Source organism: Agrobacterium sp. 5Ca50 (assembly GCF_055381905.1).
Genome location: NZ_AP026438.1, coordinates 1,001,924 through 1,026,632, shown reverse-complemented (window position 1 = coordinate 1,026,632; position 24,709 = coordinate 1,001,924). Strand labels below are relative to the sequence as shown.

The window sequence follows — 24,709 nt, the reverse complement described above, 5'->3', positions numbered from 1 at the left end:
CACTACACAACAATGCTCTATATATAGAATGACGCATCGGCTTTCCGGAAATTGGGTCCGGTTCTCTAGCCGATGCGCATAAGGGGGACTGAATGAGTGAACTCATGACATTGCAAACGGCGCCTGCCCTTCTGGCGGCGGCTGCACTTCTCGGCTACCTGCTCGGTTCCATTCCGTTTGGCCTGCTTTTGACGCGCATGGCCGGATTGGGCGATGTGCGCAAGATCGGTTCCGGTAATATCGGCGCGACCAATGTCCTGCGCACCGGCAATAAGAAACTGGCTGCCGCAACACTGGTGGGCGATGCGCTGAAAGGCACGGTTGCCGTGCTTCTCGCAGCCAAGCTGTGGGGTTATGAAGCCTCGCTGGTTGCTGGCTTTTTCGCCTTTATCGGTCACCTGTTCCCGGTTTGGCTGGGTTTCAAGGGCGGCAAGGGTGTTGCCACCTATATCGGCGTATTGCTGGGTGCTGACTGGCGCATGATGCTGGCCTTTGCACTGATATGGCTGCTGTGCGCCTTCACCACGCGTTATTCCTCGCTTTCCGCCTTGGTTGCAATGCTTGTCATTCCGGTTGCATTGTGGATACTGGGCCCGGAAAAGACGGCCCTGCTGGTGTCGTTGCTGAGCATCATTTCCTGGTGGAAACACCGCGAAAACATTGCCAGACTGATTGCTGGCACGGAAAGCAAGATAGGGAAAAAGGGCTGACAGCATGTGCGGCCCTAAGCGGGGGCGCGAAATGCCGGATGACGGTGCAAGACCGAGCGGCATGCCGCTTTCCGAAAAACAGAAAATTGCATGGCTGAGGCTTATCCGCAGCGAAAATATCGGCCCTGCAACCTTCCGCCAGTTGATCAATCATTTTGGCAGCGCCGAAAAGGCACTGGATGCCCTGCCCGATCTGTCGCGGCGGGGCGGCTCCACCCGCAACCTTCATATTACCACCTTGAACGAAGCTGAGCGCGAACTTGAAATCGCCCAGCGTTTTGGCGCGCGCTTCGTCGGCATTGGTGAGGCGGACTATCCGCCAGCCCTCAAGGAAATTGATGCTGCGCCGCCGCTGATTGCCATGAGGGGTGACGGCAGCACGGCAACTCGCCCCAGCATTGGCATTGTCGGTTCGCGCAACGCATCGATCAACGGTGTCAAATTTGCCGCGATGATGGCGCGCGATTGCGGGCGTGAAGGCTATACGATCGCCTCCGGTCTGGCACGCGGCATTGATGCGGCCGCCCATCGAGCCAGCCTTTCCACCGGCACCGTCGCCATGCTGGCCGGCGGACTGGACCGCCCCTATCCCCCGGAAAACTTTTCGCTGCTGGATGAGATCTATGCCAATGGCGGCGTGACCATCAGTGAAATGCCGTTTGGCTGGGAGCCACGTGCCCGCGACTTTCCACGCCGCAACCGATTGATTGCCGGTGTTTCGCTGGGCGTGATCATTGTCGAGGCGGCGCAGCGTTCCGGTTCTCTGATCACGGCCCGACTGGCTGGCGATTTCGGGCGGCTGGTGTTTGCGGTTCCCGGCTCACCGCTCGACACGCGCTGTCAGGGAACCAACGGCCTTATCAAGGACGGTGCGACGCTGATTACCGAAGCAAAAGACGTGCTGGATGCGATCTCGCCGCTGGTCGCGCCCGATCTGCCGCTGTTCAGCCACATCAGTGAACCGGCCCAACACCGCGACATAAGCGAGCCGCGCGACGATGACCGTTCGCTGGTTGCCAATGCGCTCGGCCCCTCGCCGGTCGAGATGGATGACATTATTCGCCACACAGGTCTGTCGGCATCGGCCATCATGCTTGTGCTGTTGGAACTGGACATTGCCGGGCGCATCCAGCGCCATGCCGGGGGCAAGATATCGCTGATTTCCAATGGATGAAAACGGGCAAAAAACCATCTTCGATTGTAAAACGGCAGCGGAATACCCACTCATACAATTTGTTTTACAGGACAGAAAATTGCGTTTCCCCCTTGACCCGGAGCAATTCCCTGTCCATGTCGAAAGACTTGAGAGCCGTGTGTCGGCAAAGGGCGCGGCAGGAATTATTGGCGGAACCTTGTCCAGAGAAACAATAATATGAATGTCGTCGTCGTAGAATCTCCGGCCAAGGCCAAGACGATCAACAAGTATCTCGGCCCAGGCTACAAGGTTCTTGCATCCTTCGGACACGTGCGGGACTTGCCAGCCAAGGATGGCTCAGTGCTGCCCGATCAGGACTTTGAAATGTCCTGGGAGGTCGATAGCGCGTCGCAAAAACGCATGAAGGATATCGCCGATGCCGTGAAGGCATCCGATGGCCTTATTCTGGCAACCGACCCTGATCGCGAAGGGGAAGCCATTTCCTGGCACGTGCTGGACCTGCTCAAGAAAAAGCGGGTGCTGGGTGATAAGCCAGTCAAGCGTGTGGTGTTTAACGCCATCACCAAGAAGGCCGTGCTGGATGCCATGGCGCAGCCACGCGATCTCGACATTCCCTTGGTGGATGCGTATCTCGCCCGCCGCGCACTTGATTATCTCGTTGGCTTCAATCTTTCCCCCGTTCTGTGGCGCAAGTTGCCGGGCGCCCGTTCGGCCGGCCGCGTTCAGTCGGTGGCCTTGCGTCTGGTCTGCGACCGCGAATCGGAAATCGAACGTTTCGTTTCCGAAGAGTACTGGAACCTTTCAGCGCTGTTGAAGACGCCGCGCGGTGACGAATTCGAAGCAAAGCTGGTGGCAGCCGATGGCAAGCGCCTGCAGGCACGTGGCATCAAGACCGGCGATGACGCCAACCGCTTGAAAGCCCTTCTAGAAGGCGCGTCCTATGTCGTGGACAGCGTTGAGGCAAAGCCGGTCAAGCGCAACCCGGGCCCTCCATTCACCACCTCTACCCTGCAGCAGGCCGCGTCGTCTCGTATGGGCTTTTCCGCCTCCCGCACCATGCAGGTGGCCCAGAAGCTTTACGAAGGTATCGACATTGGCGGCGAAACTGCCGGTCTGATTACCTATATGCGTACCGACGGTGTGCAGATGGCACCCGAAGCGATTGACGCTGCACGCAGTTCGATCGGCGAGCAGTTTGGTGCGCGTTATGTGCCGGACAAGGCGCGGTTCTATTCCACCAAGGCCAAGAACGCTCAGGAAGCGCACGAAGCCATTCGCCCGACCGATTTCAACCGCACGCCGGATCAGGTTAAGCGTTTTCTTGATCCTGATCAGTTCCGTTTGTACGATCTGGTGTGGAAGCGTGCCATTGCCAGCCAGATGGCGTCGGCTGAAATTGAACGCACCACCGTTGAAATTATTGCCACCAACAATGGCGAACAGGCTGGTTTGCGCGCAGTCGGCTCGGTCATCCGTTTCGACGGCTTTATTGCCGCCTATACCGACCAGAAAGAAGATGGCGAACAAAGTGACGACGGTGACGATGAAGGCCGTCTGCCACAGATCAATGCGCGCGAGAACCTCGCCAAGCAGAAGATCAATGCTAGCCAGCACTTCACCGAACCGCCACCGCGTTATTCGGAAGCATCGCTGATCAAGAAGATGGAAGAGCTCGGCATCGGCCGTCCTTCCACCTATGCTGCAACGTTGAAAACGCTTGGTGACCGCGAATATATCGTCATCGACAAGCGCAAGCTCATTCCACATTCGCGTGGACGTTTGGTGACGGCATTCCTCGAAAGCTTCTTCACCAAATATGTGGAGTACGACTTCACCGCAGATCTGGAAGAAAAGCTCGACCGGATTTCCGCCGGCGAACTGGACTGGAAGCAGGTTCTTCGTGATTTCTGGAAGGACTTCTTTGCACAGATTGAAGACACCAAGGAACTGCGCGTTACCAACGTGCTGGATGCCCTGAACGAAGTTCTGGCGCCGCTGGTGTTTCCAAAGCGCGAAGACGGTTCCGATCCGCGCATTTGCCAGGTTTGCGGCACAGGCAACCTGTCTCTCAAGCTCGGCAAATACGGCGCGTTTGTTGGTTGCTCCAACTATCCGGAATGCAATTTTACCCGGCAGTTGAACTCGGAAGGCGCGGAAGCAGATGCGGCCGCTCTCAACGAACCAAAAGCATTGGGTGCTGATCCGCATACTGGCGAAGAGCTGACACTGCGCTCGGGTCGTTTCGGACCGTACATACAGCGTGGCGAAGGCAAGGATGCCAAGCGTTCATCCCTGCCCAAGGGCTGGAAACCGGAAGAGATCGATCACGAAAAAGCACTGGCACTGATCAATCTGCCACGCGATGTCGGCCAGCATCCCGAAACCGGCAAGATGATTTCTGCCGGCATCGGTCGTTATGGTCCGTTCCTGCTGCATGATGGTGGTTATGCCAATCTTGAAAGCGTCGAAGACGTGTTTTCGATTGGTCTGAACCGTGCCGTGACCGTGATTGCCGAAAAGAAGGCTGCACCGGGACGTGGCCGTGGCTCGACGCCGGCTGCGCTGAAAACCCTGGGTGACCATCCGGATGGCGGCGCGATTACCGTACGTGACGGCCGTTTTGGTCCTTACGTCAACTGGGGCAAGGTCAATGCCACCATTCCGAAGGCGCAGGCCCCTGACAGTGTGACGATGGAAGAAGCCCTGGTGCTGATTGCCGAGCGCATTGCCAAGACCGGCACCGGTGGCAAGCCGGTAAAGGCGAAAAAGTCGACGTCGAAGGCCGCATCGGCTGATGGTGAGACCACGGCAAAGGCCAAGCCAAAGGCGGCAGCGAAAAGCAAGACAGCTGCCAAGCCCAAGACCGCAGCGAAGAAGGCTGCACCGAAAGCAAAGAAGGCGGAATCGTGAGCAAATCCCCACGCAAGACAACCGGCTCCTCCAACGATGGGTTCGGAAGAACAGGGCGTGGAAAACGGGTGAGCGAAAGCGAAAACATTGTGCACGGCCAGGTACCGCCGCGCGACGTGCTGCTGCGTTTTATTGCCGACCATCCCGAACAGGCATCGAAGCGCGAAATCGCCAAGGCTTTTGGCCTGAAAGGTGAAACCCGTGTCGAACTGAAAGCCCTGCTGAAGGAGCTTGAAGTCGACGGCACGGTGCAGAAAAACCGCAAGTCGCTGGTACGGCCGGGTGCACTGCCGCCCGTCACCGTTCTCGACATTACCACCCGCGACAAGGATGGCGAACTGATTGCGCGGCCGGCCGAGTGGCTGGACGAACAGGGCGTTGCCCCCGCCGTTCTGATCCGCCAGTCATCGCAGGACCGTGGCAAGAAGGCGCCAACCGCCGGTCTGAACGACCGCGTGCTGGCCAAGATTTTCCCCGCCAAGGATCGTGGTGGCCCTGCCTATACGGCCCGCATCATTAAGATTCTTGACCGCCGTCAGGGTGCCCTGCTTGGCGTTTTCAAATCCACCCCGGGTGGCGGTGGACGACTGATGCCGATCGAGCGCCGTGGCGATGAGATGGTGATCGATCCGGAAGGTGTCGGCACCGCGCAAGACGGCGATCTGATCGAAGTCGAAGTTGGCCGCAACAGCGGTCGTTATGGCCTGACTCGCGCCAAGGTACTGTCCGTCGTCGGTTCCGTCGCGTCGGAAAAGGCGATCTCGATGATCGCCATCTATGCCCATGGTATCCCGCACATATTCCCGCAAGGTGTGATGGACGAGGCCGATGAGGCCAAGGCTGCGACCATGACGCACCGTGAGGACTGGCGCGACCTGCCTCTGATCACCATCGATCCGGCCGACGCCAAGGACCATGACGATGCGGTTTATGCCGAGCCTGATACATCGCCTGACAATCCCGACGGCGTGATCGTGACTGTCGCGATTGCCGATGTGTCCTGGTATGTCCGCACCGGCTCGCAGTTGGACAGGGAAGCGCTGAAACGCGGCAACTCCGTCTATTTCCCTGACCGCGTCGTACCGATGCTGCCGGAGCGCATTTCGAATGATCTCTGCTCGCTGAAGGAAGGCGTTGACCGCCCTGCCCTTGCGGTGCGCATGACCTTCTCCAAGGAAGGCCGCAAGGCTGGCCATACCTTCCACCGCATCATGATGAAAAGTGCGGCGAAACTCTCCTACCAGCAGGCGCAGGCCGCCATCGATGGCAAGCCTGATGAAAAGACCGGCCCGCTGCTGGAGCCGATCCTCAAGCCACTGTGGCATGCCTATGAGATCATGAAGCGCGGGCGCGATCGTCGCCAGCCGCTGGAACTCGACATGCCGGAACGCAAGATCCTGTTGCGCCCCAATGGCACCGTGGACAAGGTCATCATTCCAGAGCGGCTGGATGCCCACAAGCTGATTGAAGAAATGATGATTCAGGCCAATGTGGCCGCCGCTGAGACGCTGGAAAAGAAAAAGCAGCCGCTGGTCTACCGTGTTCACGACACGCCATCGCTTGCCAAGCAGGAAACGCTGCGCGAGTTCCTCAACACCCTTGGCATTTCCATGACCAAGGGTGGTGCCATGCGTGCCAACTCATTCAATGGCATTCTGGAACGTGCCCTTGGCACGCCACACCAGATCATGGTCAATGAAATGGTGCTGCGCTCGCAGAGCCAGGCGATCTACAGCCCTGACAATATCGGCCACTTTGGCCTGAACCTGATGAAGTATGCCCACTTCACATCGCCGATCCGCCGATATGCCGACTTGATCGTGCACCGTGCGCTGGTCGGTTCGCTTGGCTTTGGTGAAGGCGGCATCACGCCAACCGAAGAAGGCATGCTGGACGATATTGCGGCCGAAATCTCGACATTCGAGCGCCGCGCCATGGCCGCCGAACGCGATACGATCAACCGGTTGATTGCCCACCACCTTTCCGAGCGGGTCGGCGAAGAATTTGAAGGCCGAATCTCCGGCGTCACAAAAGCGGGACTTTTTGTCGCGCTACCTGACTATGGTGCAGACGGCTTCATACCCATATCTACACTTGGCACGGACTATTTCATCTATGACGAGGCGCATCAGGCTCTGACAGGTGAAAAGACCGGGCTTGGCTATCAGCTTGGCGACACTGTTCAGGTTCGCCTCGCTGAAGCTGTGCCTCTGGCTGGTGCGCTTCGGTTTGAAATATTGAGTGAAGGTCGCAAAATGCCAACTGCTACGCGGTCCTTCCACAAGGCGGGTCGCAAGACCTCAAGGGTATCGGCAAAACCGGGTACACGGCCACCAAGACGGCGCAGATAACACAGGCGGATAAGAGCCGCCAGAAAAAGGAAGCAGTCATGAGTGCAGATAACAGCCATGATACCGTGACTTTTGGCGACTCGACAAACGACCGTCCCACAGGACGTTCCATCATGCGCGGTATTCGCGGAACCTGCCCGGCCTGTGGCAGCGGCAAGCTTTTCCGTGCCTGGCTGAAGCCTGTGCATGAATGTGCAGCCTGTGGCGAAGAAATGCACCACGAGCGGTCCGACGATCTGCCGCCCTATATTTCCATCGTCATTCTCGGCCACATTGCCGTTGGTGGTTTCATGATGACCGACATGATCATGGCCGTGGAGATGTGGGTACACTTCGCCATCTGGGTGCCAATTACCATTCTCGCTGCACTCGTGACGCTGCAACCGATCAAGGGCGGTGTCATCGGCCTGCAATGGGCGCTGAAAATGCATGGTTTCGGACGAGAGCCGGACAAGGTGCAAATCGACGGTTCATCGTTCTAAACAATGTCACCGGACAGGGGTGTAACGCTTCCGGAGCAACGTTTCGCGGCAACACGGCCGCGCGACGCCGCATCGATCATCCTGATAGACCGCAGCAGCGGTATCCCTAAAATCCTGATGGGTAAACGTGGAGCCGGACATGTTTTCATGCCCGGCGTTTATGTTTTTCCCGGCGGTCGGCGCGACCGTTACGACCACACCCTGCCCTTTACCGGCGATCTTGACCCCTTGGTGCATTCAGGACTGCGCAAACGCGTCACACGGCCACTGGGCGCCGGTGGCGCACGGGCGCTTGCGCTGGCAGCACTGCGCGAATTGCACGAGGAAACCGGGCTGCGCGCCAGTTCATCCACAACTCATGTGCCGAATCTTTCACGCCTGCGATTTGTGGCACGCGCCATAACGCCACCTGGCCATATCAGGCGCTATGACACACGTTTCTTCTGCGCGTTTACCGATGAAGCCGGTGTAGATCCCGGTGCTTTACACGATACTGATGAACTTGTTGACGTGTCATGGCTTGACACGGACGCCCTTTGCAGTCTGAACATGGCGCAAATTACGCGCAGCATTCTCGAAGATGTCACAAAGCTCATGATAGTTGATCCAGCGCTATCCTTTGAAAACGCGGTACCGTTTTATTTCATGCGTCACGGACTTGCCGTCCGCGAGCACCTTTGAAGGTCTATATGACAAAGCCTGAAACCTGCGGTACCTATGCCCCCGACAAAATTCACTGGCCTTCGCTGTTTGCGGCAATTGCCGCGATCAGCGCCGTTGGCGTGGCAATAGGGCTTGGCCTGCCGCTGCTGAGCATGATTCTCGAAAAGCGCGGCATTTCATCGACGATGATCGGGGTGAACTCTGCGATGGCTGGTGTCGCCTCGATGCTTGCCGCGCCGCTGACGTCAAGACTTGCGCATGATTGCGGTGTGGCGCGCACTATGATTATTGCCGTGTTCATCTCGGCCATCAGCGCACTGGGCTTTTATTTCGCTGACGCCTTCTGGATGTGGTTTCCGCTGCGCATCGTCTTCCATGGTGCGACCACCACGCTTTTCATTCTCTCCGAATTCTGGATCAATGCCACCGCCCCTCCCTCAAAGCGCGGCATGGTGCTTGGCATGTATGCTACCGGCCTTGCCGTTGGTTTTGCGGCCGGCCCTCTGCTGTTTTCGCTGGTTGGCAGTGATGGCATCACGCCGTTTGTGACAGGCGCAGGTGTAATCCTGCTGGCGGTGATTCCCATCTTCCTCGCCCGCAAGGAAAGCCCGCGGCTCGACGAAAAGCCGAATCATCATTTCGCCCGCTATATTTGGCTAGTGCCAATGGCCTCGGCTGCCGCCTTTGTGTTCGGATCGGTGCAGGCCGGCGGCCTTTCGTTGTTTCCGATCTATGCAACGCGCGAAGGTTTTAACGAATCGCAGGCAGCCCTGCTGCTGACGGTGATGGGTGTGGGCAATATGGCCTTCCAGATCCCGATCGGCCTGCTCTCCGATCGCCTCAAAGACCGGCGTCTGCTGCTGGGTTTGATGGCGCTTTTAGGCTTTGTCGGCACGCTGACCCTGCCATTTCTGGTGCAAAGCTGGGCTTTGCTGGCCTCCATGCTGCTTTTGTGGGGCGGCTGTGTCTCTGGCATGTACACGGTGGGCCTGACGCATCTGGGCTCACGTCTGACCGGCTCTGACCTTGTTTCAGCCAATGCGGCCTTCATTTTCTGTTATGCGATTGGCACGATCAGCGGTCCACAGATCGTTGGCGTGTCGATGGATTTGAACGGAACCAATGGTTTTGCTTGGGCTCTCGCCGCATTTTTCGCGTTTTATGTGGTTCTTTCCATTGCACGTTTGGTTTTGAAGTCAAAACAGGCTTGACTTTTTGGGCGCGATCCGTAGTTTCGCGCCAGATTTAGCCGGGATCGAACAGGTCAGCGGCTCACTATTTTGTTAAAGGCAGGACGACCATGGCGAAAGCTACAACAATCAAGATCAAGCTGCTGTCGACAGCCGACACCGGTACTTTCTACGTCACCACCAAGAACAGCCGTACGTTCACGGACAAGATGACGAAGACAAAGTACGATCCAGTCGTACGCAAGCACGTTGAATTCAAGGAAACGAAGATCAAGTAATCTTCTCCTGGAATTTGCAGTTTTCAAAAAGCGCGCTTTCATCAGAAAGTGCGCTTTTTGCATTCAGGCCCCTCGCCTGTTTTGTTTGGTGCATCACGACAGCACAAGCCATCATTTAGAGTGCGATGTCGTAATGAAAGCAGTGCTGTCTCTAGCGACGGTTCGACGCTGCACCTTTTCCCACTCCACGACAGATATCACAGACATTGTGCCTACGGCGCGCAAGCGCGCACAGGCACACAGATGTGACAATGCGACCAGATGGATCGACCGTTATTTGCAGATACGTTTTGCGAGAGAAATGGGGGTCGGTCGGAGTTGCAGACGGTACGAGGAACCGTTTAGTGCACTCCAACCGACCGACCCCACGACCCAGGAGATGCGGCGGACCTGAGCATCATGGGGTATCTTACCAGGCTGGATACTACGGCCAATAGACCAAGTAAAAACCAACCCTGAAACACCATAGACAAGTAACTTGTGGTTATTTCTGTCTCTGTGCTTGCACACAATTCACGAAAGTTATGCCGTTGAACCAAACGTCGCGCAAACGATGAAAAAAATCAACAACTTCTTAAAGCAAGGCCATTTTGAAATGCAAATATGGTTAAATATGACCATAAGCGGCACAGTATTTATTCAAGCGAACATAGCACTTACATAAATAAAGTAAAATACACCCAAGTAAAAATTCCTGATTTCCTAAAGAGCGATAGTCTTGACTTGAAGAGCCGCGCGATCTGGCGAAAATGGTGAGAGCATCATCAAAAATCTGTGATGAAATATATCAATGATTAGGCAGAGGAAATATTCCAACTGCCGCTACGTTACGTGACAAATTGACAAATCGCAAAAAAAGAGCGCGAAAATACAGGCACGAAACTATGCCTGATCGCTCAAAGATTGGGCCATGTTATCCACAAGCCAAATGATCGCAATACCTGAATTCTGAGGGCCGATAATTCGGGAATTCGAATACACACGGCTACCGCCCCTCTAAAGAGGCTCGAAAGGCGTGGCACTTAACGTTGGACTATTTTGGGGATGTGATGTCGCGGCCGGCCGTCAGGCGGCTGCGGCCACAACGCGGTTACGCCCTGCCCGCTTGGCATCATAGAGCGCATTGTCTGCTTCTTTCAGAAGCTGTTCAGGCGTCTCGACATTGGGGCTGTTGCACGAGATGCCCAAAGACGCCGTGATATTGATTTCCTGGCCGGAGGAACGCAGGACGAAAGGTTTGCCCTCAATGCTCATACGCAGGCGCTCAGCGATGTTGGCGGCCATTTCCGCCGTAGTATCCGGCATGACCACAACAAACTCTTCTCCGCCATAACGGCAGGCCAGATCCGCACCGCGAACCGTAGCACGCAGGCGGGCGGCAAATTCCTTCAGAATTTCGTCGCCGGCATCGTGACCATAGGTGTCGTTGACCACCTTGAAGCGGTCAATATCGGTAATGCATACCGACAATGACCGGCCACGGGTTGCGGCACGGTTGAACAGCACCTTGAGGTGATTGTCGAGATAACGGCGATTATGCAGCCCCGTCAGGCCATCGGTGACGGCAAGCTCAATGGAGTGCTGAACGCTGCTGCGCAGGCGGTCATTGTAACGCTTGCGCTTCAATTGGGTGAGTGTGCGGGCCACAAGCTCGTTGGGGTCCAGCGGACGGGTAATGTAATCGTTGACGCCAAGATCAAGCGCACGCACGATCATGTCCTCGCCACCCTGCTCCGCAATAAGCAACACTGGCAGGAACCGTGTACGGTCGAGCGAGCGCAACTGTGAGCACAGACGCAAGGGGTCGTAGTCATCAAGACTGCTGCTAACGATGACCAGTTCAAAGCCCTGCTCCGCAGCCTCGAAGATCGCCGCCTGCGCATCGGAAATGGCCGTCACTTCCGCGACTGGCTTCAACATCTTGATAATGCGTTCCTGAGAGTTCGCACGCGGATCAACCAGCAGCACCTGCCCCGGCTCCTCGATGCGTCCTTCATCGCGCAGAAGGTCTTCAATGCCAATGGCGCGCGCCGTTTCTGCGCGCATGCGCAATTCGTCGCTCATGGTTTTCAGACGAACGAGGCTTTTGACGCGAGACACCAGTTGCAGGTCATTGACCGGCTTGGTCAAAAAGTCATCGGCACCGGCCTTGAGGCCACGTACCCGATCGGACGGCTGATCGAGTGCGGTTACCATGACGACTGGAATATGCATGGTGCGGGGGTTGGATTTCAATCTTTCGCAGACTTCAAAACCATCCATGCCCGGCATCATGATGTCGAGCAGGACAATATCGACCTGGGTGTTGTTGCAAATTTCGAGTGCCTTGAAGCCGTCTTCCGCGGTCAGAACATCAAAATATTCAGCAAGCAGACGTGCTTCCAGCAACTTTACGTTTGCCGGTATATCGTCAACGACCAGAATTCTTGCTGTCATTATCAGTCCTCAAATGCCTTCAGGCATCGCCAAGGTAGGTTTTAATAGTTTCAATAAACTTGGGAACGGAGATCGGTTTGGAGACGTAAGCCTCACAGCCGCCCTGTCGAATACGTTCTTCGTCACCCTTCATCGCAAATGCAGTTACGGCAATAACGGGAATGACGTGCAATTCATCGTCTTCCTTCAGCCACTTGGTCACTTCCAGACCGGACACCTCCGGCAACTGAATATCCATGAGAATGAGGTCGGGCTTATGTTTACGTGCCAGATCAAGGGCTTCCATGCCATTGCGTGTCTGGATCGTGGTATAACCCGACGCCTCGATCAAGTCGCGAAAGAGCTTCATGTTAAGCTCGTTGTCTTCAACTATCATGACCTGTTTTGGCATAGCGACAATTCCTCAATGCGCCTTGAAACCATGCCACCGACATATAAGTGTGTCGCAGAACCGATTCCATCGTATATAGTTTAACGACGCTAATGCGATTTGGTTGAAAAATAGGTAACTTCGGCGAAGAAATGCTGCGAGACAAAAAAACAAGTGCTGCCGCCACGGCAAACCCGGAAGAAACAGCCGCCGCCATACTTGGCTGGCTGGCCAATGAACCCGACTTGCTTTCCCGCTTTCTGGCGCTGAGTGGCCTGCAGGCCAATATGCTGCGGCACGCCGCCAGCGACCCCGGCTTTTTTGCTGGATTACTTGATTTTCTGATGAGCCACGAGCCTGACCTGATGGCATTTTGCGCAGCAACAGAAACAAAACCCGAGGACGTTGCTGCCGCGTGGCACCATTTTTCCGGTCCGGGTCTCGATTCGGGTGTGTATTGAACCCACTCACCCGGGTTTCTTTTATAGGTCTGTCTTGAGTAAATTCCGGCAACAGAATAACGTGGCGAACGTTCATTCTTTGTTCCTGAGTTGACCATGACAAAACACACCCCCGGTTTTTGCCGCGATTGTCTGGCCGGTCAGCCCGATGGTATTCGCCGTTGCCAGAAATGCGGCAGCCCTCGCCTTGTCTATCACGGCGAACTTTATGATCTCAGTCTGGCGCATATAGACTGCGATGCGTTTTACGCCTCAATCGAAAAGCGCGACAATCCTGATCTGATGGACAAGCCCGTGATCATCGGCGGTGGCAAACGCGGTGTCGTTTCGACCGCCTGTTACATTGCCCGCATTCATGGCGTTCGCTCGGCCATGCCGATGTTCAAGGCGTTGGAGGCCTGTCCCGAGGCGGTTGTCGTCAAACCCAACATGGAAAAATACAGCACGGTTGGCCGTCAGATCCGCAGCATGATGCAGGAACTGACGCCGCTTGTGCAGCCACTGTCCATAGACGAGGCATTTCTCGATCTGTCCGGCACCGAACTTCTGCATCATGATCCGCCTGCCCGCGTGCTGGCCAAATTCGCCAAGCGCGTGGAAAAGGAAGTCGGTATTTCGATTTCCGTCGGCCTGTCCTACTGCAAGTTTCTGGCGAAGGTGGCGTCAGACCTGCAAAAGCCACGCGGCTTTTCGGTGATCGGGCAAGAGGAAGCTGTCAGCTTTCTGGCCACCCGCCCCGTCACCACCATCTGGGGTGTCGGCAAGGCCTTTGCCGCGACGCTGGAGGCCGATGGCATTCGTTTGATAGGCCAGTTGCAGGTGATGGAAGAAGACACGCTCATGCGCCGCTATGGCACGATGGGACAGCGGCTTTACCGCCTGTCGCGGGGCATTGACGACCGTACCGTGCATAACAACGACCCGATCAAAAGCGTGTCGTCCGAAACGACTTTTTTCAACGATATTTCGCGGCATGAGGACCTTGTGTCCATTCTGCGATCGCTATCGGAGAAAGTTGCCTGGCGATTGAAGAAGAGCGGCATAGCCGGGCATACCGTTGTTTTGAAAATGAAAACTTCTGATTTCAAAAGCCGCACCCGTAACAAACGACTGGATGACCCAACGCAGCTTGCAGATCGTATTTTCCGCACCGGTCTCAGCCTGCTGGAAAAGGAAACGGACGGTACGAAGTTCCGCCTGATCGGCATTGGGGTGTCTGATCTCAGCGATGGCCACATTGCCGATCCGCCCGATCTCATCGACCAGCAGGCGACACGGCGTGCGGCGGCGGAAGCTGCCATGGACAAGCTGCGCGACAAGTTTGGCAAGGCCAGCGTTGAGACCGGCTATACGTTCGAAGTGAAAAAGTAGGCTGTAAAACGGCGCAATTACACGAAGTCGTGAAGGCGCTTAAAAACTTCATTAAATGCTAATTGATAGACTCCAGGCCTCTGTATTGCGTTGGAGTAAGTAGCCCCATGGTATTGCGTCTTTTTCTGGGTGCTTGTCTTTTGTCGACTTCCGTACTGGCACAAAGTGCCTTTGCGTATGATTCCGCAGGACTGCAAATTATCGTCTCAAAAAGCACCCAGTCTCTTGCCGTTTATGACAATGGCGAACTGATAAAAACCTCAAAAGTTTCGACCGGCAAACCCGGTCATGACACGCCAACCGGCATTTTCTCAATTCTTGAGAAACGCAAATACCACGAATCGAATATCTATTCGAATGCGCCGATGCCCTTCATGCAGCGATTGACATGGTCCGGTATTGCGCTTCACGAAGGCAAGGTGCCGAACTACCCCGCATCGCATGGCTGTATTCGTCTGCCGGCCGGGTTTGCCCAATCGCTTTATGGCAAGACCGAACGCGGCGTACATGTGATCGTGTCAGAAAAACCGGTTGAGCCGCAGCGCATCTGGCACAGCACATTGTTCCAACCGTCCGTTGAACAGCCAGATGGCAATTTGCTGCTGTCTGATGTCGAGTTGCGTCCCGCCTCCTTCGATCCTTCATTGAAGGTGGAAGTGGCGATGAATGAACAGACCAATTCGGTGACGCCGGAAACGGTCGTTAAACCGAACACCAAACCGATGCGTATCCTGATTACACGACGCGGCGACCGCGAAAAGATGGTCGACATCCAGACCATGCTCAACACGCTTGGTTTTGATGCTGGCAAGACCGATGGCCAGATGGGACAGATGACCATCAGCGCCATCAATGGCTTCAAACGCTGGAAGGGCCTGAGCGAAAAAGGAACCGCTGTTACCGATGCATTCGTGACAGCGCTTTATGCAGCGAGCGGTTACGACGACCCGCCGGCCGGGCAGCTTCAGGTACGCCAGGACTTCAAGCCACTGTTTGAGGTGGCCGTTGGTATCAAGGACCCCAACCTGCCGCTTGGTACACATTTTATGGAAGCAACGGCCGTTGACCACGCTGGTGGGCGGGCCGACTGGTATTCGATCACGCTCGAAAACCACCTGCCTGCCGCCACAATGCGCAGGCTCGGTATCGATGCGGACAAATTTGAATTGCAGGAAAGCGCCAGCGAAGTTCTCGACCGGATCGACATTCCCAAGGACGCGCGCAAGCGCATCGAAGACCTGCTGGTCGCTGGCACATCGATTACCATAACCGACCTCAGTCACTTCCCCGAGACCGGACAGGGCACCGATTTCATTACCATCACCAAGACGATACGACGCCCGTCGTAACCGCCAGATTTCGGTTCCTGTCTTATCGCCCCGCAGACAAAACGGGGCGATAATTGTTTTAAGGCCTTACATCAATTCGACATCGACAATGCCGGGAGCTGCCCGCAAGGCAGCGGCAATTTCCGGTGAGATGCGGAATTTTTCGGTCAATTCCACCTCGATCTCGCGCTGCCCCTCATCCTTGATCACGATGAAGGACACCAGACCATCGCCCTTGGCGTTGAGGTGTTTGGCAATCATTTTAAGCGGACCGGAATCGCGGACAAAAACCCGCAATGCCTTCTGCATCGAGACGGATTTTTCCTCCAGTGACTGAGCGGTCAAGATACGAAGGCCGATACCTTCGGGGCGCTCATCCGCCTGAACGGTGATAACAAGCGATTTGCCAACTTCCAGCAGATCGCGGTACTGGCCAAGCCCTTCCGAAAACAGAACAGCCTCATACTGACCGGACGCATCCGAGAAGGTCACGATGCCCATCTTGTTACCGGTCTTGGTCTTGCGCTCCTGTTTTCCGGTTACCGTGCCAGCCAGACGACCTGCGGTCGCGCCCTGTTTTACCGCGACGGTAAAATCGGCAATGTTCTGCACACGCAGCTTTTCGAGCGTTGCACGATAGGTATCGAGCGGATGGGCGGTCAGGTAAAAGCCAAGAACCTGATATTCCCGAAGCAGCTTTTCAGAGGCAAGAAACGGCGAGAAGGTTGGTAGTGCAAGCCGTTCCGGACCATTGGCGCCACCGGAGCCGAACATGTCTGACTGGCCGCTGACGCGGTTTTCCTGTGCCAGCTGCGCAAAACCGATAACGCGATCAAGGCCGCCGATCAGTTCGGCACGGTCACGTCCGAAACAATCGAAGGCACCGGCATTGATCAGGCTTTCAAACACACGCCGGTTGATCTGTTTTGGATCGATGCGCTGGCAGAAATCCTCAAGGCTGGCAAAGGGTTTGTCACCCCTCACCTCAACTATGTGGTCAACGGCGCCTTCACCGACGCCCTTCAAGGCCGCCAGCGAATAATAGATGCGGTTTTCACCCGTCTCGAACTTGCGGAACGACGTCTGCACCGAAGGTGCGACGATTTCGATCCCCATACGCGAGGCGTCCTGGCGGAAGTCGTTGATCTTTTCGGTGTTGGCCATATCAAGCGTCATCGAGGCGGCAAGGAATTCCACCGGATAATGCGCCTTCATATAGGCCGTCTGGTAGGAGACAATCGCGTAGGCAGCTGCGTGCGACTTGTTGAAGCCGTAGTTGGCGAACTTGGCCAGAAGATCGAAGATCGTGTCGGACTGCGCCTTCGACACATTGTTCTTCATCGCGCCTTCGACGAAACGTTCGCGCTGCTTGTCCATCTCCTCCTTGATCTTCTTACCCATCGCGCGGCGCAGAAGATCGGCCTCGCCGAGGGAGTAACCGGAGAGAACCTGGGCGATCTGCATCACCTGTTCCTGGTAGATGATAACGCCCTGCGTTTCCTTCAGCAGGTGGTCGATCATCGGATGGATTGATTCCAGCTCTTCCTCACCGTGTTTACGGGCATTGTAGACCGGAATGTTTTCCATCGGGCCCGGACGATAGAGCGCCACAAGCGCAATAATGTCCTCGATGCAGTCGGGGCGCATACCAATCAGCGCCTTACGCATGCCCGCACTTTCCACCTGGAACACGCCGATGGTTTCACCACGCGACAGCATTTCGTAGGTCTTCTGATCATCCAGCGGAATGCCGGCCAGATCGACATGAATGCCGCGTTTGGCAACAAAATCCACCGCGACCTTCAACACGGTCAGGGTTTTCAGACCCAAAAAGTCGAACTTGACGAGACCGGCGCTTTCAACCCACTTCATGTTGAACTGGGTTACCGGCATGTCGGAGCGCGGATCGCGGTACATCGGCACCAGCTTTGACAGCGGACGGTCGCCGATCACGATACCGGCGGCGTGGGTCGAGGCGTGGCGGTAGAGACCTTCGATCTTCTGGGCGATATCCAGCAGACGCGCCACCACGGGCTCAGCCTCTGCCTCTTCGCGCAGTCTCGGTTCTTCTTCGATTGCCTTGGATAGTGGCGTCGGGTTGGCCGGATTGTTCGGTACCAGCTTACAGATCTTGTCGACCTGACCGTAAGGCATTTCCAGCACACGACCAACGTCGCGCAGCGCCGCACGCGCCTGCAACGAACCGAAGGTAATGATCTGCGCTACCTGTTCGCGGCCGTATTTCTGCTGCACATAGCGGATCACCTCTTCGCGGCGGTCCTGGCAGAAGTCGATATCGAAGTCGGGCATCGAAACGCGTTCAGGATTGAGGAAGCGTTCGAACAGCAACGAGAAGCGCAGCGGATCAACGTCAGTAATGGTCAGCGCGTAAGCAACCAGAGAGCCCGCACCGGAACCACGGCCTGGACCAACCGGGATATCGTGGTTCTTGGCCCATTTGATAAAGTCGGCAACGATCAGGAAGTAACCGGGAAATTTCATACGCTCGATAATGCCGAGTTCGAAGTCCAGTCGTTCGCGGTATTCTTCTTCGGTATAGCCAGCGGCAATACCGAGCTTTTCGATGCGCATATCCAGGCCTTCAACGGCCTGACGGCGCAGTTCTTCCGACTCCGCCTTTTCGGCAGCATCGGTATCGTCACTGGCGCCGGTAAAGCGCGGCAGAATAGGTCCGCGCTTTTTCAGCACGTAGGAGCAACGATGCGCCACTTCGACGGTGTTTTCCAATGCCTCCGGCAAATCGGAAAACAGTTTCACCATTTCCTCGCGGCTTTTGAGATAGTGGTCTGGCGTCAGGCGAAAGCGGGTATCATCGGAGACGATGGCGTTGTGGGCCACGGCCATCAACGCATCATGGGCCTCGTAATCGGCGCGTGACGGAAAAAAGGCTTCGTTGGTGGCAACCAGCGGCACGTCGTTCTCATAGGCAAGCGTCAAGACACGGCGCTCATGCGCCCGGTCGTAATTGCCTTGCCGCTGCAATTCCATATAAAGGCGATTGCCAAACAGGCCCTTGAGAGCCAGTAAGCGTTTCTCAGCCAGGGCGGTGTGCCCGTCTTTCAGGGCCATATCGACAGGGCCGCCAGAGGCGCCGGTCAGCACGATCAGCCCGTCATTATCGCCCTCTTCCAGCCAGGAGCGATTAACGCGTACCGACTGGCCACTTTCACCATCTAGATAAGCGCGACTGATGAGATCCACCAGACGCTCGTAACCCGCAGCGGTGGCTGCGAGGAACACAAGGGCGGGAAGTTTTGCGAGATTGTTCGAACGCCGTTCTTCAATGGCGTCTTCCATATCAACGGAAACCTGACAGCCGATAATCGGCTGCAAGCCCTCATCACGCGCCTTTTCCGAAAATTCCAGTGCCACGAACAGATTGTTAGTGTCGGTTATGGCAATGGCTGGCTGCCCATCGGACACAGCCTTGGACATAACCTTTTTAAGCGGCAACGCGCCTTCCAGAAGCGAATAGGCCGAGTGAACCCGAAGATGCACGAAACCCGGCGTTCCACCGGCCTGCCCTGCATTTCCATTGGTGGAATTGGTATCACTCATGCGCCGTATATCCCGTGTTCTGAATCACGGGGGATTTTCTGATGTTCAGCCCGCAAAGTCCACAGCCAATAGCACAGAACAACGAGGACAACCGCACATACACGCTGTTATGTGCGGCAAAAATATCAGAGTGCAGTGAGGATCATAGAAAAGCTGGCAACAAAGACAGCGATGGAAGCGAAGGCGGCAACGTCACGGATCATGTCGGTCATTGTACTCTCCTTACTCGTTATGTTTCCAGTTTGTTCTCATTTTGTTTCAGAGTCAATATGTTTTTTAGGTCTCTTTTAAATTCCGTTCCGGCGCGAAAGTTCCAGCGTGATGTGCGCGCAAAAGAAAACCCGGCGCGGTGGCCGGGTTTTCCTCAAACTCAGGTCATGTGATGTGTGGCAAAATCAGAAGCTGACGATCTTGCCTTCGGAGATCGTGACGCGACGATCCATGCGTGCGGCCAGATCGTGATTATGGGTCGCAATCAGCGCCGCAAGACCAGACTGGCGCACCAGCGCTTCCAGCGCTTCAAACACATAATGGGCCGTCTCGGGATCGAGGTTGCCGGTTGGCTCATCGGCCAGCAGCAGAAGCGGTGCATTGGCAACGGCACGGGCAATGGCCACGCGCTGTTGTTCACCACCGGAAAGCTCAGCCGGGCGGTGATCGGCACGGTGGCCAATCCGCATGTAGTCAAGAAGCTGTGCGGCGCGCTGACGGGCTTCCTTGTCGGAAAGACCGGCAATCAATTGCGGCATCATGATATTTTCAAGCGCGGTGAATTCCGGCAGCAGGTGATGGAACTGGTAGACGAAACCGATATCGCTGCGGCGGATTGCCGTTCGCTTGTCATCCGCCAATGTGCCGCAAGGCAAACCATCGACATAAACCTCACCCTCGTCCGGGTGCTCCAGCAAACCAGCAAGATGCAGCAGCGTGGATTTACCCGTGCCCGACGGTGCGACCAGCGCAACAATCTCGCCGCTTCGCAATTCGAACTCGGCATTGTTGAGAATATGGAGGACACTGTCGCCCTGCCCGTAACTTCTATGTACGCCCGTCAGCCGCAACGCGATGTTTCTGCTCATGATATGTCGCGTTCCTTATTCGTATCGCAGAGCCTGCACAGGATCGAGCTTTGAAGCCCGCCATGCCGGAAAGATCGTGGCAATGAACGACAGCGTCAACGCCATGATGACAACGGAAATGGTTTCACTGATATCCATTTCAGCCGGAAGCTGGCTGAGGAAATAGAGCTGCGGATCAAACAGCACCGTACCCGACACCCACGAGAAGAACTGGCGGATCGATTCCACGTTCAGGCAGACAATCACGCCGAGCAGAACACCGGCAAAGGTACCCACAAGACCAATCGCAGCGCCGGTCATGAAGAAGATACGCATGACCGCACCGGAACTGGCACCCATGGTGCGCAGAATGGCAATGTCGCTACCTTTATCCTTCACCAGCATGATGAGGCCGGAAATGATGTTGAGCGCCGCGACAAGCACGATCAGTGTCAGGATCATGAACATCACGTTGCGTTCAACCTGAAGGGCCGAGAAGAAGGTCTGGTTACGCTGACGCCAGTCGGTGATGTAGATTTGCCGTCCTGCGGCCTCTTCCACTAGTGGACGCAGGGTATCAACCTGATCTGGATGCTCAACGAACAGTTCGATCGATTGCACCAGACCATCGGCATTGAAATAAAGCTGCGCTTCGGGAAGCGGCATATAGACCATCGAGGCGTCATATTCCGACATACCGATCTCGAAAACGCCTGATATCGTGTAGGATTTGACGCGCGGATTGACCCCCATCGGCGTGATGTCGCCTTCCGGCGCAATCAGGGTGATCTGGTCACCGGCTGTGACACCAAGTGACGAGGCCAGGCGGGAACCGACCAGCACGCCCTCACCGGACATGTAACCCACGAGATCGCCGACCTTGATGTTGCCGGAAACCTCTTTCAGCTTCTCAAGGTCCTCAGCGCGCACGCCGCGCACCAGCGCGCCGCTGCCAGCACCGGCGCGACCCTGCGCCAGCGTCTGGCCTTCCACCAGTGGCAGTGCCATGGTGATGCCCTTGATGCCTGCAAATTTTTTGGCCAGCTCATCGTAATTGTTGAACGGGCTATCAATGGGCTGCACGACCATATGTCCGTTAATGCCCAGAATTCGGGAAATCAGCTCGGTGCGGAAACCGTTCATCACCGCCATGACGATGATGAGCGTTGCCACACCCAGCATAATGCCAACAAAAGAAAAACCGGCGATCACCGAAATGAACGCCTCCTTGCGACGGGCGCGCAGGTAGCGCCACGCGACCATGCGCTCAAAGGCCGAAAACGGCCGCGCAGCGGTATCCTTCACGGATTGACCAGCAGCGTTGTCAGCCCCGGCTTGTGCCATCTCGTCTCCCCGCCTCAGCCGTTCAGCCGAGGACCCTGTTCAATGCTGCTTCGATCGTGACGTTTTCACGTTCGCCGGTCTTGCGGTTTTTCACTTCAACTTCACCATTGGCAACCGAACGTGGTCCAACGATGATCTGCAACGGAACACCGATCAGATCGGCAGTTGCGAACTTCTGACCGGCACGGTCATCGGTATCGTCGTACAGCACATCCTTGCCGGCATTTGTCAGCGTATAATAAAGCTTTTCGCATGCGGCGTCGGTCGATGCATCGCCTGCCTTCATGTTGATGATGACAACATCAAATGGGGCAACCGAATCCGGCCAGATGATTCCGTTTTCGTCATGCGATGCTTCAATGATGGCGGGAACAAGGCGTGTTGGTCCAATGCCATAGGAACCCATGTGGACAAGGTGTTCCTTGCCATCCGGACCCTGCACCTTCGCACCCATCGGCTCGGAATATTTGGTGCCGAAATAGAAGATGTGGCCAACTTCGATACCGCGTGCCGAAATGCGCTTGTCTTCCGGCATCGCGTCGTAAGCAGCTTCATCATGCATTTCAGACGTGGCAGCGTAATCCGAGGTCCAGTCGTCAAACACCGCCTGCAGGCCAGCGACATCATCGAAATTGGTGTCGGCAGCAGGAATGTCGCGATCGAGGAAGCTCTTGTGGCAGAACACTTCCGATTCACCGGTGTCGGCCAGAATGATGAATTCATGGCTGTGGTTGCCACCGATCGGGCCCGTGTCAGCACGCATCGGAATGGCACGCAGACCAAGACGCGAGAAGGTGCGCAGGTACGCGGTGAACATCTTGTTATAGGAATGAATGGCGCCTTCCTTCGTCAGGTCGAAAGAATAGGCATCCTTCATCAGGAACTCGCGCGAGCGCATGGTGCCAAACCGTGGACGCAGCTCATCACGGAACTTCAGCTGAATGTGGTAGAGGTTCAGCGGCAGGTTCTTGTAGGATTTGACGTAAGAACGGAAAATGTCAGTGATCATTTCCTCGTTGGTTGGGCCATACAGCATCTGGCGATCCTGTCGGTCCTTGATACGCAGCATTTCCTTGCCATAATCCTCATAACGGCCGCTCTCCTGCCACAGCTCTGCAGACTGCAGTGTTGGCATCAGCAGTTCGACGGCGCCGGCACGGTTCTGCTCTTCACGCACGATCTTGTTGACCTTGTCGAGAACGCGCTTGCCCAGCGGCAGCCAGGAATAAATGCCCTGCGAATGCTGGCGGATCATGCCTGCACGCAACATAAGGCGATGCGAAACGATCTCCGCTTCCTTGGGATTTTCCTTGAGGATGGGCATGAAATAACGGCTGAGACGCATATCGGATTCCGTGACTTTGGCGATCCGGACTCTCCTGCCGGGAATCGCCGCAACAAAGGGCTGTTTGCGCCGTTCATAAACGTTTCCCAGACAGAAGGAAACCCGGCACTGGACAACACCAGAAAGCAGGTACATGACGATTTTGCGACATCAATATCCACTATTACTGATTGTCGCAGAATATTTTTGTCGCTTGCGTTGCGACATATCGCCCAATAGGGAATTTTTTGCCGACTGTAGCAAAAATGCAAAAAATCTAATGACAAGCATCGGAGATTGGGCTAGCTTTAGCTCATAAAACAGGCATGAAGAACAAATTCCTGCCAATTTCGCGGTCAGTCTTGGGAGGATCAGATCTTAGGCGCGCTTCGTCGCTGCCCCGGCAACGGTTACAGATCACGCGAAAATTAGAAAACAAGGCTTCAACGCCTTGTTTTTTTTTGCCTTTTAGCAACCCCTTAAACCGGGCGACGCAAATTTCGGCCAAATTGCGACTGTCAAGTCCACTAAATCACTCGAAATACTCTGTGCCGCATGTTCATGACAGGCATGTGACGGCAAATTTGTTGTGAAAAGACTCATCCCCTCACAAATAAGGGTCGAGCATCCACCTGCACTGATTTCGGCGTCGAAACCCGCCACTTTGCACACTCTCACAGTGTCCAGAAAACGCTGTCTGTGTGGGAGATGATCCAGCGTGCAACATCACCGATTGAACATCGGGAACAGTTCGAAGATGTCTTCCAACTCAAAATTGAACCACCACGTTAAAACCAGCCAGGACGCAAGCAGTGCGGCTGAAACGGCGGTGTTGAGCGCGATGACCTTCAAACCGCGGAAACGGGCTGGTGCACTCGCCACTGTGCCGGGTTCAACCGCCCCCTCTTCCGCCTGCGTCCGCAAACCAATGGGCAGCACGATAAACAGCGTGGTCCACCAGATGACGAAGTAGATTGCGAAATACGAGAGAACGGTCATGGGCACCTGCTATCCGGTTTGGAGCGCATCTTTCCCGAATGGTACGTGCGACGGGAAGACAGGCTGTTATGGGCAACTATAGGCAAACAAGGCTGGCGCACAAACAATGTTTTCAACAGTCTTTTGTGGCCAAGCGCATAAATTGATTCACTTTTTCGCGGCAAGGCATTGTTTTAGAATCGCTTTATCAAACGCCAGGAATTGAGAAACCACTTGAAGTGCGGCTTGCCAGATCTGTTTCAGACCTGCTCAAGCTCGATCAGCGTGCCGAAAAAATCCTTGGGATGGAGAAACAACACCGGTTTGCCATGCGCACCGATTCTGGGCTCACCATCGCCCAAAACACGCGCACCGGACTGTTTCAGCTGGTCACGTGCAGCAAGGATGTCCTCCACCTCGTAACAGATGTGATGCATGCCGCCGGCCGGATTTTTAGCGAGAAAGGCCGCAATCGGCGACGCGTCGCCAAGCGGTTCCAGCAGTTCAACCTTGGAATTGGGAAGTTCGACAAATACCACGGTTACGCCGTGTTCCGGCAACGCCTGCCGTTCCGACAGGCTGGCGCCCAGCATCTTGCCGTAGGCCGCCTCTGCCGCGCCAAGGTCAGGCACCGCAAGTGCCACATGGTTGATACGTCCGAGCATAGCCTCCTCCCCGAAGCCTGTGGGCCGACAGGATATGGGCAGTTATACCTGCCCA

At 55.7% G+C, this 24,709-nt stretch carries 20 protein-coding genes; 12 read left to right on the top strand and 8 right to left on the bottom strand.

Annotation, left to right across the window (positions count from 1 at the left end; all coding sequences use genetic code 11):
• Positions 1–92 precede the first annotated feature (92 nt).
• The 8 genes from plsY to rpmG all read left to right on the top strand — a co-directional run bounded on the left by plsY (position 93) and on the right by rpmG (position 9,740).
• Positions 93–710, top strand: a complete 618-nt coding sequence (gene plsY, locus ACZ5FM_RS04925; RefSeq protein ID WP_259145166.1) for a glycerol-3-phosphate 1-O-acyltransferase PlsY — start codon at positions 93–95, stop codon at positions 708–710.
• Positions 711–741: 31 nt separating this feature from the next.
• Positions 742–1,884: a DNA-processing protein DprA gene (dprA, locus tag ACZ5FM_RS04920; RefSeq protein ID WP_464039862.1), complete on the top strand. Its 1,143-nt coding sequence runs from the start codon at positions 742–744 to the stop codon at positions 1,882–1,884.
• A 198-nt stretch (positions 1,885–2,082) separates the two neighbouring features.
• Positions 2,083–4,776, top strand: a complete 2,694-nt coding sequence (gene topA / locus ACZ5FM_RS04915; protein ID WP_464039861.1) for a type I DNA topoisomerase — start codon at positions 2,083–2,085, stop codon at positions 4,774–4,776.
• On the top strand, positions 4,773–7,127 hold the full coding sequence (rnr, locus tag ACZ5FM_RS04910) for a ribonuclease R (protein WP_464039860.1): 2,355 nt from the start codon (positions 4,773–4,775) through the stop codon (positions 7,125–7,127). The genes topA and rnr overlap by 4 nt, the downstream gene beginning before the upstream one ends.
• A 38-nt stretch (positions 7,128–7,165) precedes the next feature.
• Positions 7,166–7,609 carry a DUF983 domain-containing protein gene (locus ACZ5FM_RS04905; RefSeq protein WP_250982782.1) on the top strand — a complete coding sequence of 148 codons (444 nt, stop codon included), beginning with the start codon at positions 7,166–7,168 and terminating at the stop codon, positions 7,607–7,609.
• Positions 7,610–7,612: 3 nt separating this feature from the next.
• The gene (locus tag ACZ5FM_RS04900; RefSeq protein WP_464039859.1) at positions 7,613–8,290 is read left to right on the top strand and encodes an NUDIX hydrolase; all 678 of its coding nucleotides are present in this window, start codon (positions 7,613–7,615) and stop codon (positions 8,288–8,290) included.
• Between the two features lie 8 nt (positions 8,291–8,298).
• Positions 8,299–9,483 carry an MFS transporter gene (locus ACZ5FM_RS04895; protein ID WP_464039858.1) on the top strand — a complete coding sequence of 395 codons (1,185 nt, stop codon included), beginning with the start codon at positions 8,299–8,301 and terminating at the stop codon, positions 9,481–9,483.
• An 89-nt stretch (positions 9,484–9,572) separates the two neighbouring features.
• Positions 9,573–9,740: a 50S ribosomal protein L33 gene (rpmG, locus tag ACZ5FM_RS04890; RefSeq protein ID WP_003496403.1), complete on the top strand. Its 168-nt coding sequence runs from the start codon at positions 9,573–9,575 to the stop codon at positions 9,738–9,740.
• A 1,065-nt stretch (positions 9,741–10,805) separates the two neighbouring features.
• On the opposite strand, the gene ACZ5FM_RS04885 is transcribed toward rpmG, so the two are convergent.
• Entirely contained in the window at positions 10,806–12,176 is a 1,371-nt protein-coding gene (locus ACZ5FM_RS04885) for a PleD family two-component system response regulator (protein WP_250982785.1), read from the bottom strand.
• A gap of 19 nt (positions 12,177–12,195) precedes the next feature.
• Positions 12,196–12,567, bottom strand: a complete 372-nt coding sequence (locus ACZ5FM_RS04880) for a response regulator (RefSeq protein WP_060641199.1) — start codon at positions 12,565–12,567, stop codon at positions 12,196–12,198.
• A 131-nt stretch (positions 12,568–12,698) separates the two neighbouring features.
• On the opposite strand from ACZ5FM_RS04880, the gene ACZ5FM_RS04875 reads away from it, so the two are divergent.
• From ACZ5FM_RS04875 to ACZ5FM_RS04865, 3 genes are all read left to right on the top strand, one after another.
• Positions 12,699–13,007, top strand: a complete 309-nt coding sequence (locus ACZ5FM_RS04875) for a DUF3572 domain-containing protein (protein ID WP_464039857.1) — start codon at positions 12,699–12,701, stop codon at positions 13,005–13,007.
• 96 nt (positions 13,008–13,103) lie between these two features.
• Complete coding sequence (locus ACZ5FM_RS04870; RefSeq protein ID WP_464039856.1) at positions 13,104–14,378, top strand: DNA polymerase IV; 1,275 nt, start codon at positions 13,104–13,106, stop codon at positions 14,376–14,378.
• Between the two features lie 107 nt (positions 14,379–14,485).
• Positions 14,486–15,727, top strand: a complete 1,242-nt coding sequence (locus tag ACZ5FM_RS04865; protein WP_464039855.1) for a L,D-transpeptidase family protein — start codon at positions 14,486–14,488, stop codon at positions 15,725–15,727.
• A gap of 66 nt (positions 15,728–15,793) precedes the next feature.
• Here ACZ5FM_RS04865 and dnaE read toward each other — a convergent pair whose 3' ends face one another.
• On the bottom strand, positions 15,794–19,285 hold the full coding sequence (dnaE, locus tag ACZ5FM_RS04860; protein ID WP_464039854.1) for a DNA polymerase III subunit alpha: 3,492 nt from the start codon (positions 19,283–19,285) through the stop codon (positions 15,794–15,796).
• 41 nt (positions 19,286–19,326) lie between these two features.
• Here dnaE and ACZ5FM_RS04855 point away from each other — a divergent pair, with 41 nt between their 5' ends.
• Complete coding sequence (locus ACZ5FM_RS04855; RefSeq protein WP_464039853.1) at positions 19,327–19,668, top strand: hypothetical protein; 342 nt, start codon at positions 19,327–19,329, stop codon at positions 19,666–19,668.
• Positions 19,669–19,680: 12 nt separating this feature from the next.
• On the opposite strand, the gene ACZ5FM_RS04850 is transcribed toward ACZ5FM_RS04855, so the two are convergent.
• From ACZ5FM_RS04850 to mce, 5 genes are all read right to left on the bottom strand, one after another.
• Positions 19,681–20,364 (bottom strand): ABC transporter ATP-binding protein, encoded by a 684-nt coding sequence (locus ACZ5FM_RS04850; protein WP_192487576.1) that lies wholly within the window; start codon positions 20,362–20,364, stop codon positions 19,681–19,683.
• 15 nt (positions 20,365–20,379) lie between these two features.
• Positions 20,380–21,687 carry a lipoprotein-releasing ABC transporter permease subunit gene (locus ACZ5FM_RS04845; protein ID WP_464039851.1) on the bottom strand — a complete coding sequence of 436 codons (1,308 nt, stop codon included), beginning with the start codon at positions 21,685–21,687 and terminating at the stop codon, positions 20,380–20,382.
• A 22-nt stretch (positions 21,688–21,709) separates the two neighbouring features.
• Positions 21,710–23,032, bottom strand: a complete 1,323-nt coding sequence (proS, locus tag ACZ5FM_RS04840) for a proline--tRNA ligase (RefSeq protein ID WP_250982789.1) — start codon at positions 23,030–23,032, stop codon at positions 21,710–21,712.
• A gap of 705 nt (positions 23,033–23,737) precedes the next feature.
• Positions 23,738–24,010 (bottom strand): DUF1467 family protein, encoded by a 273-nt coding sequence (locus tag ACZ5FM_RS04835; protein WP_192487573.1) that lies wholly within the window; start codon positions 24,008–24,010, stop codon positions 23,738–23,740.
• Between the two features lie 239 nt (positions 24,011–24,249).
• The gene (gene mce, locus ACZ5FM_RS04830; RefSeq protein ID WP_464039850.1) at positions 24,250–24,654 is read right to left on the bottom strand and encodes a methylmalonyl-CoA epimerase; all 405 of its coding nucleotides are present in this window, start codon (positions 24,652–24,654) and stop codon (positions 24,250–24,252) included.
• Positions 24,655–24,709: the final 55 nt, after the last annotated feature.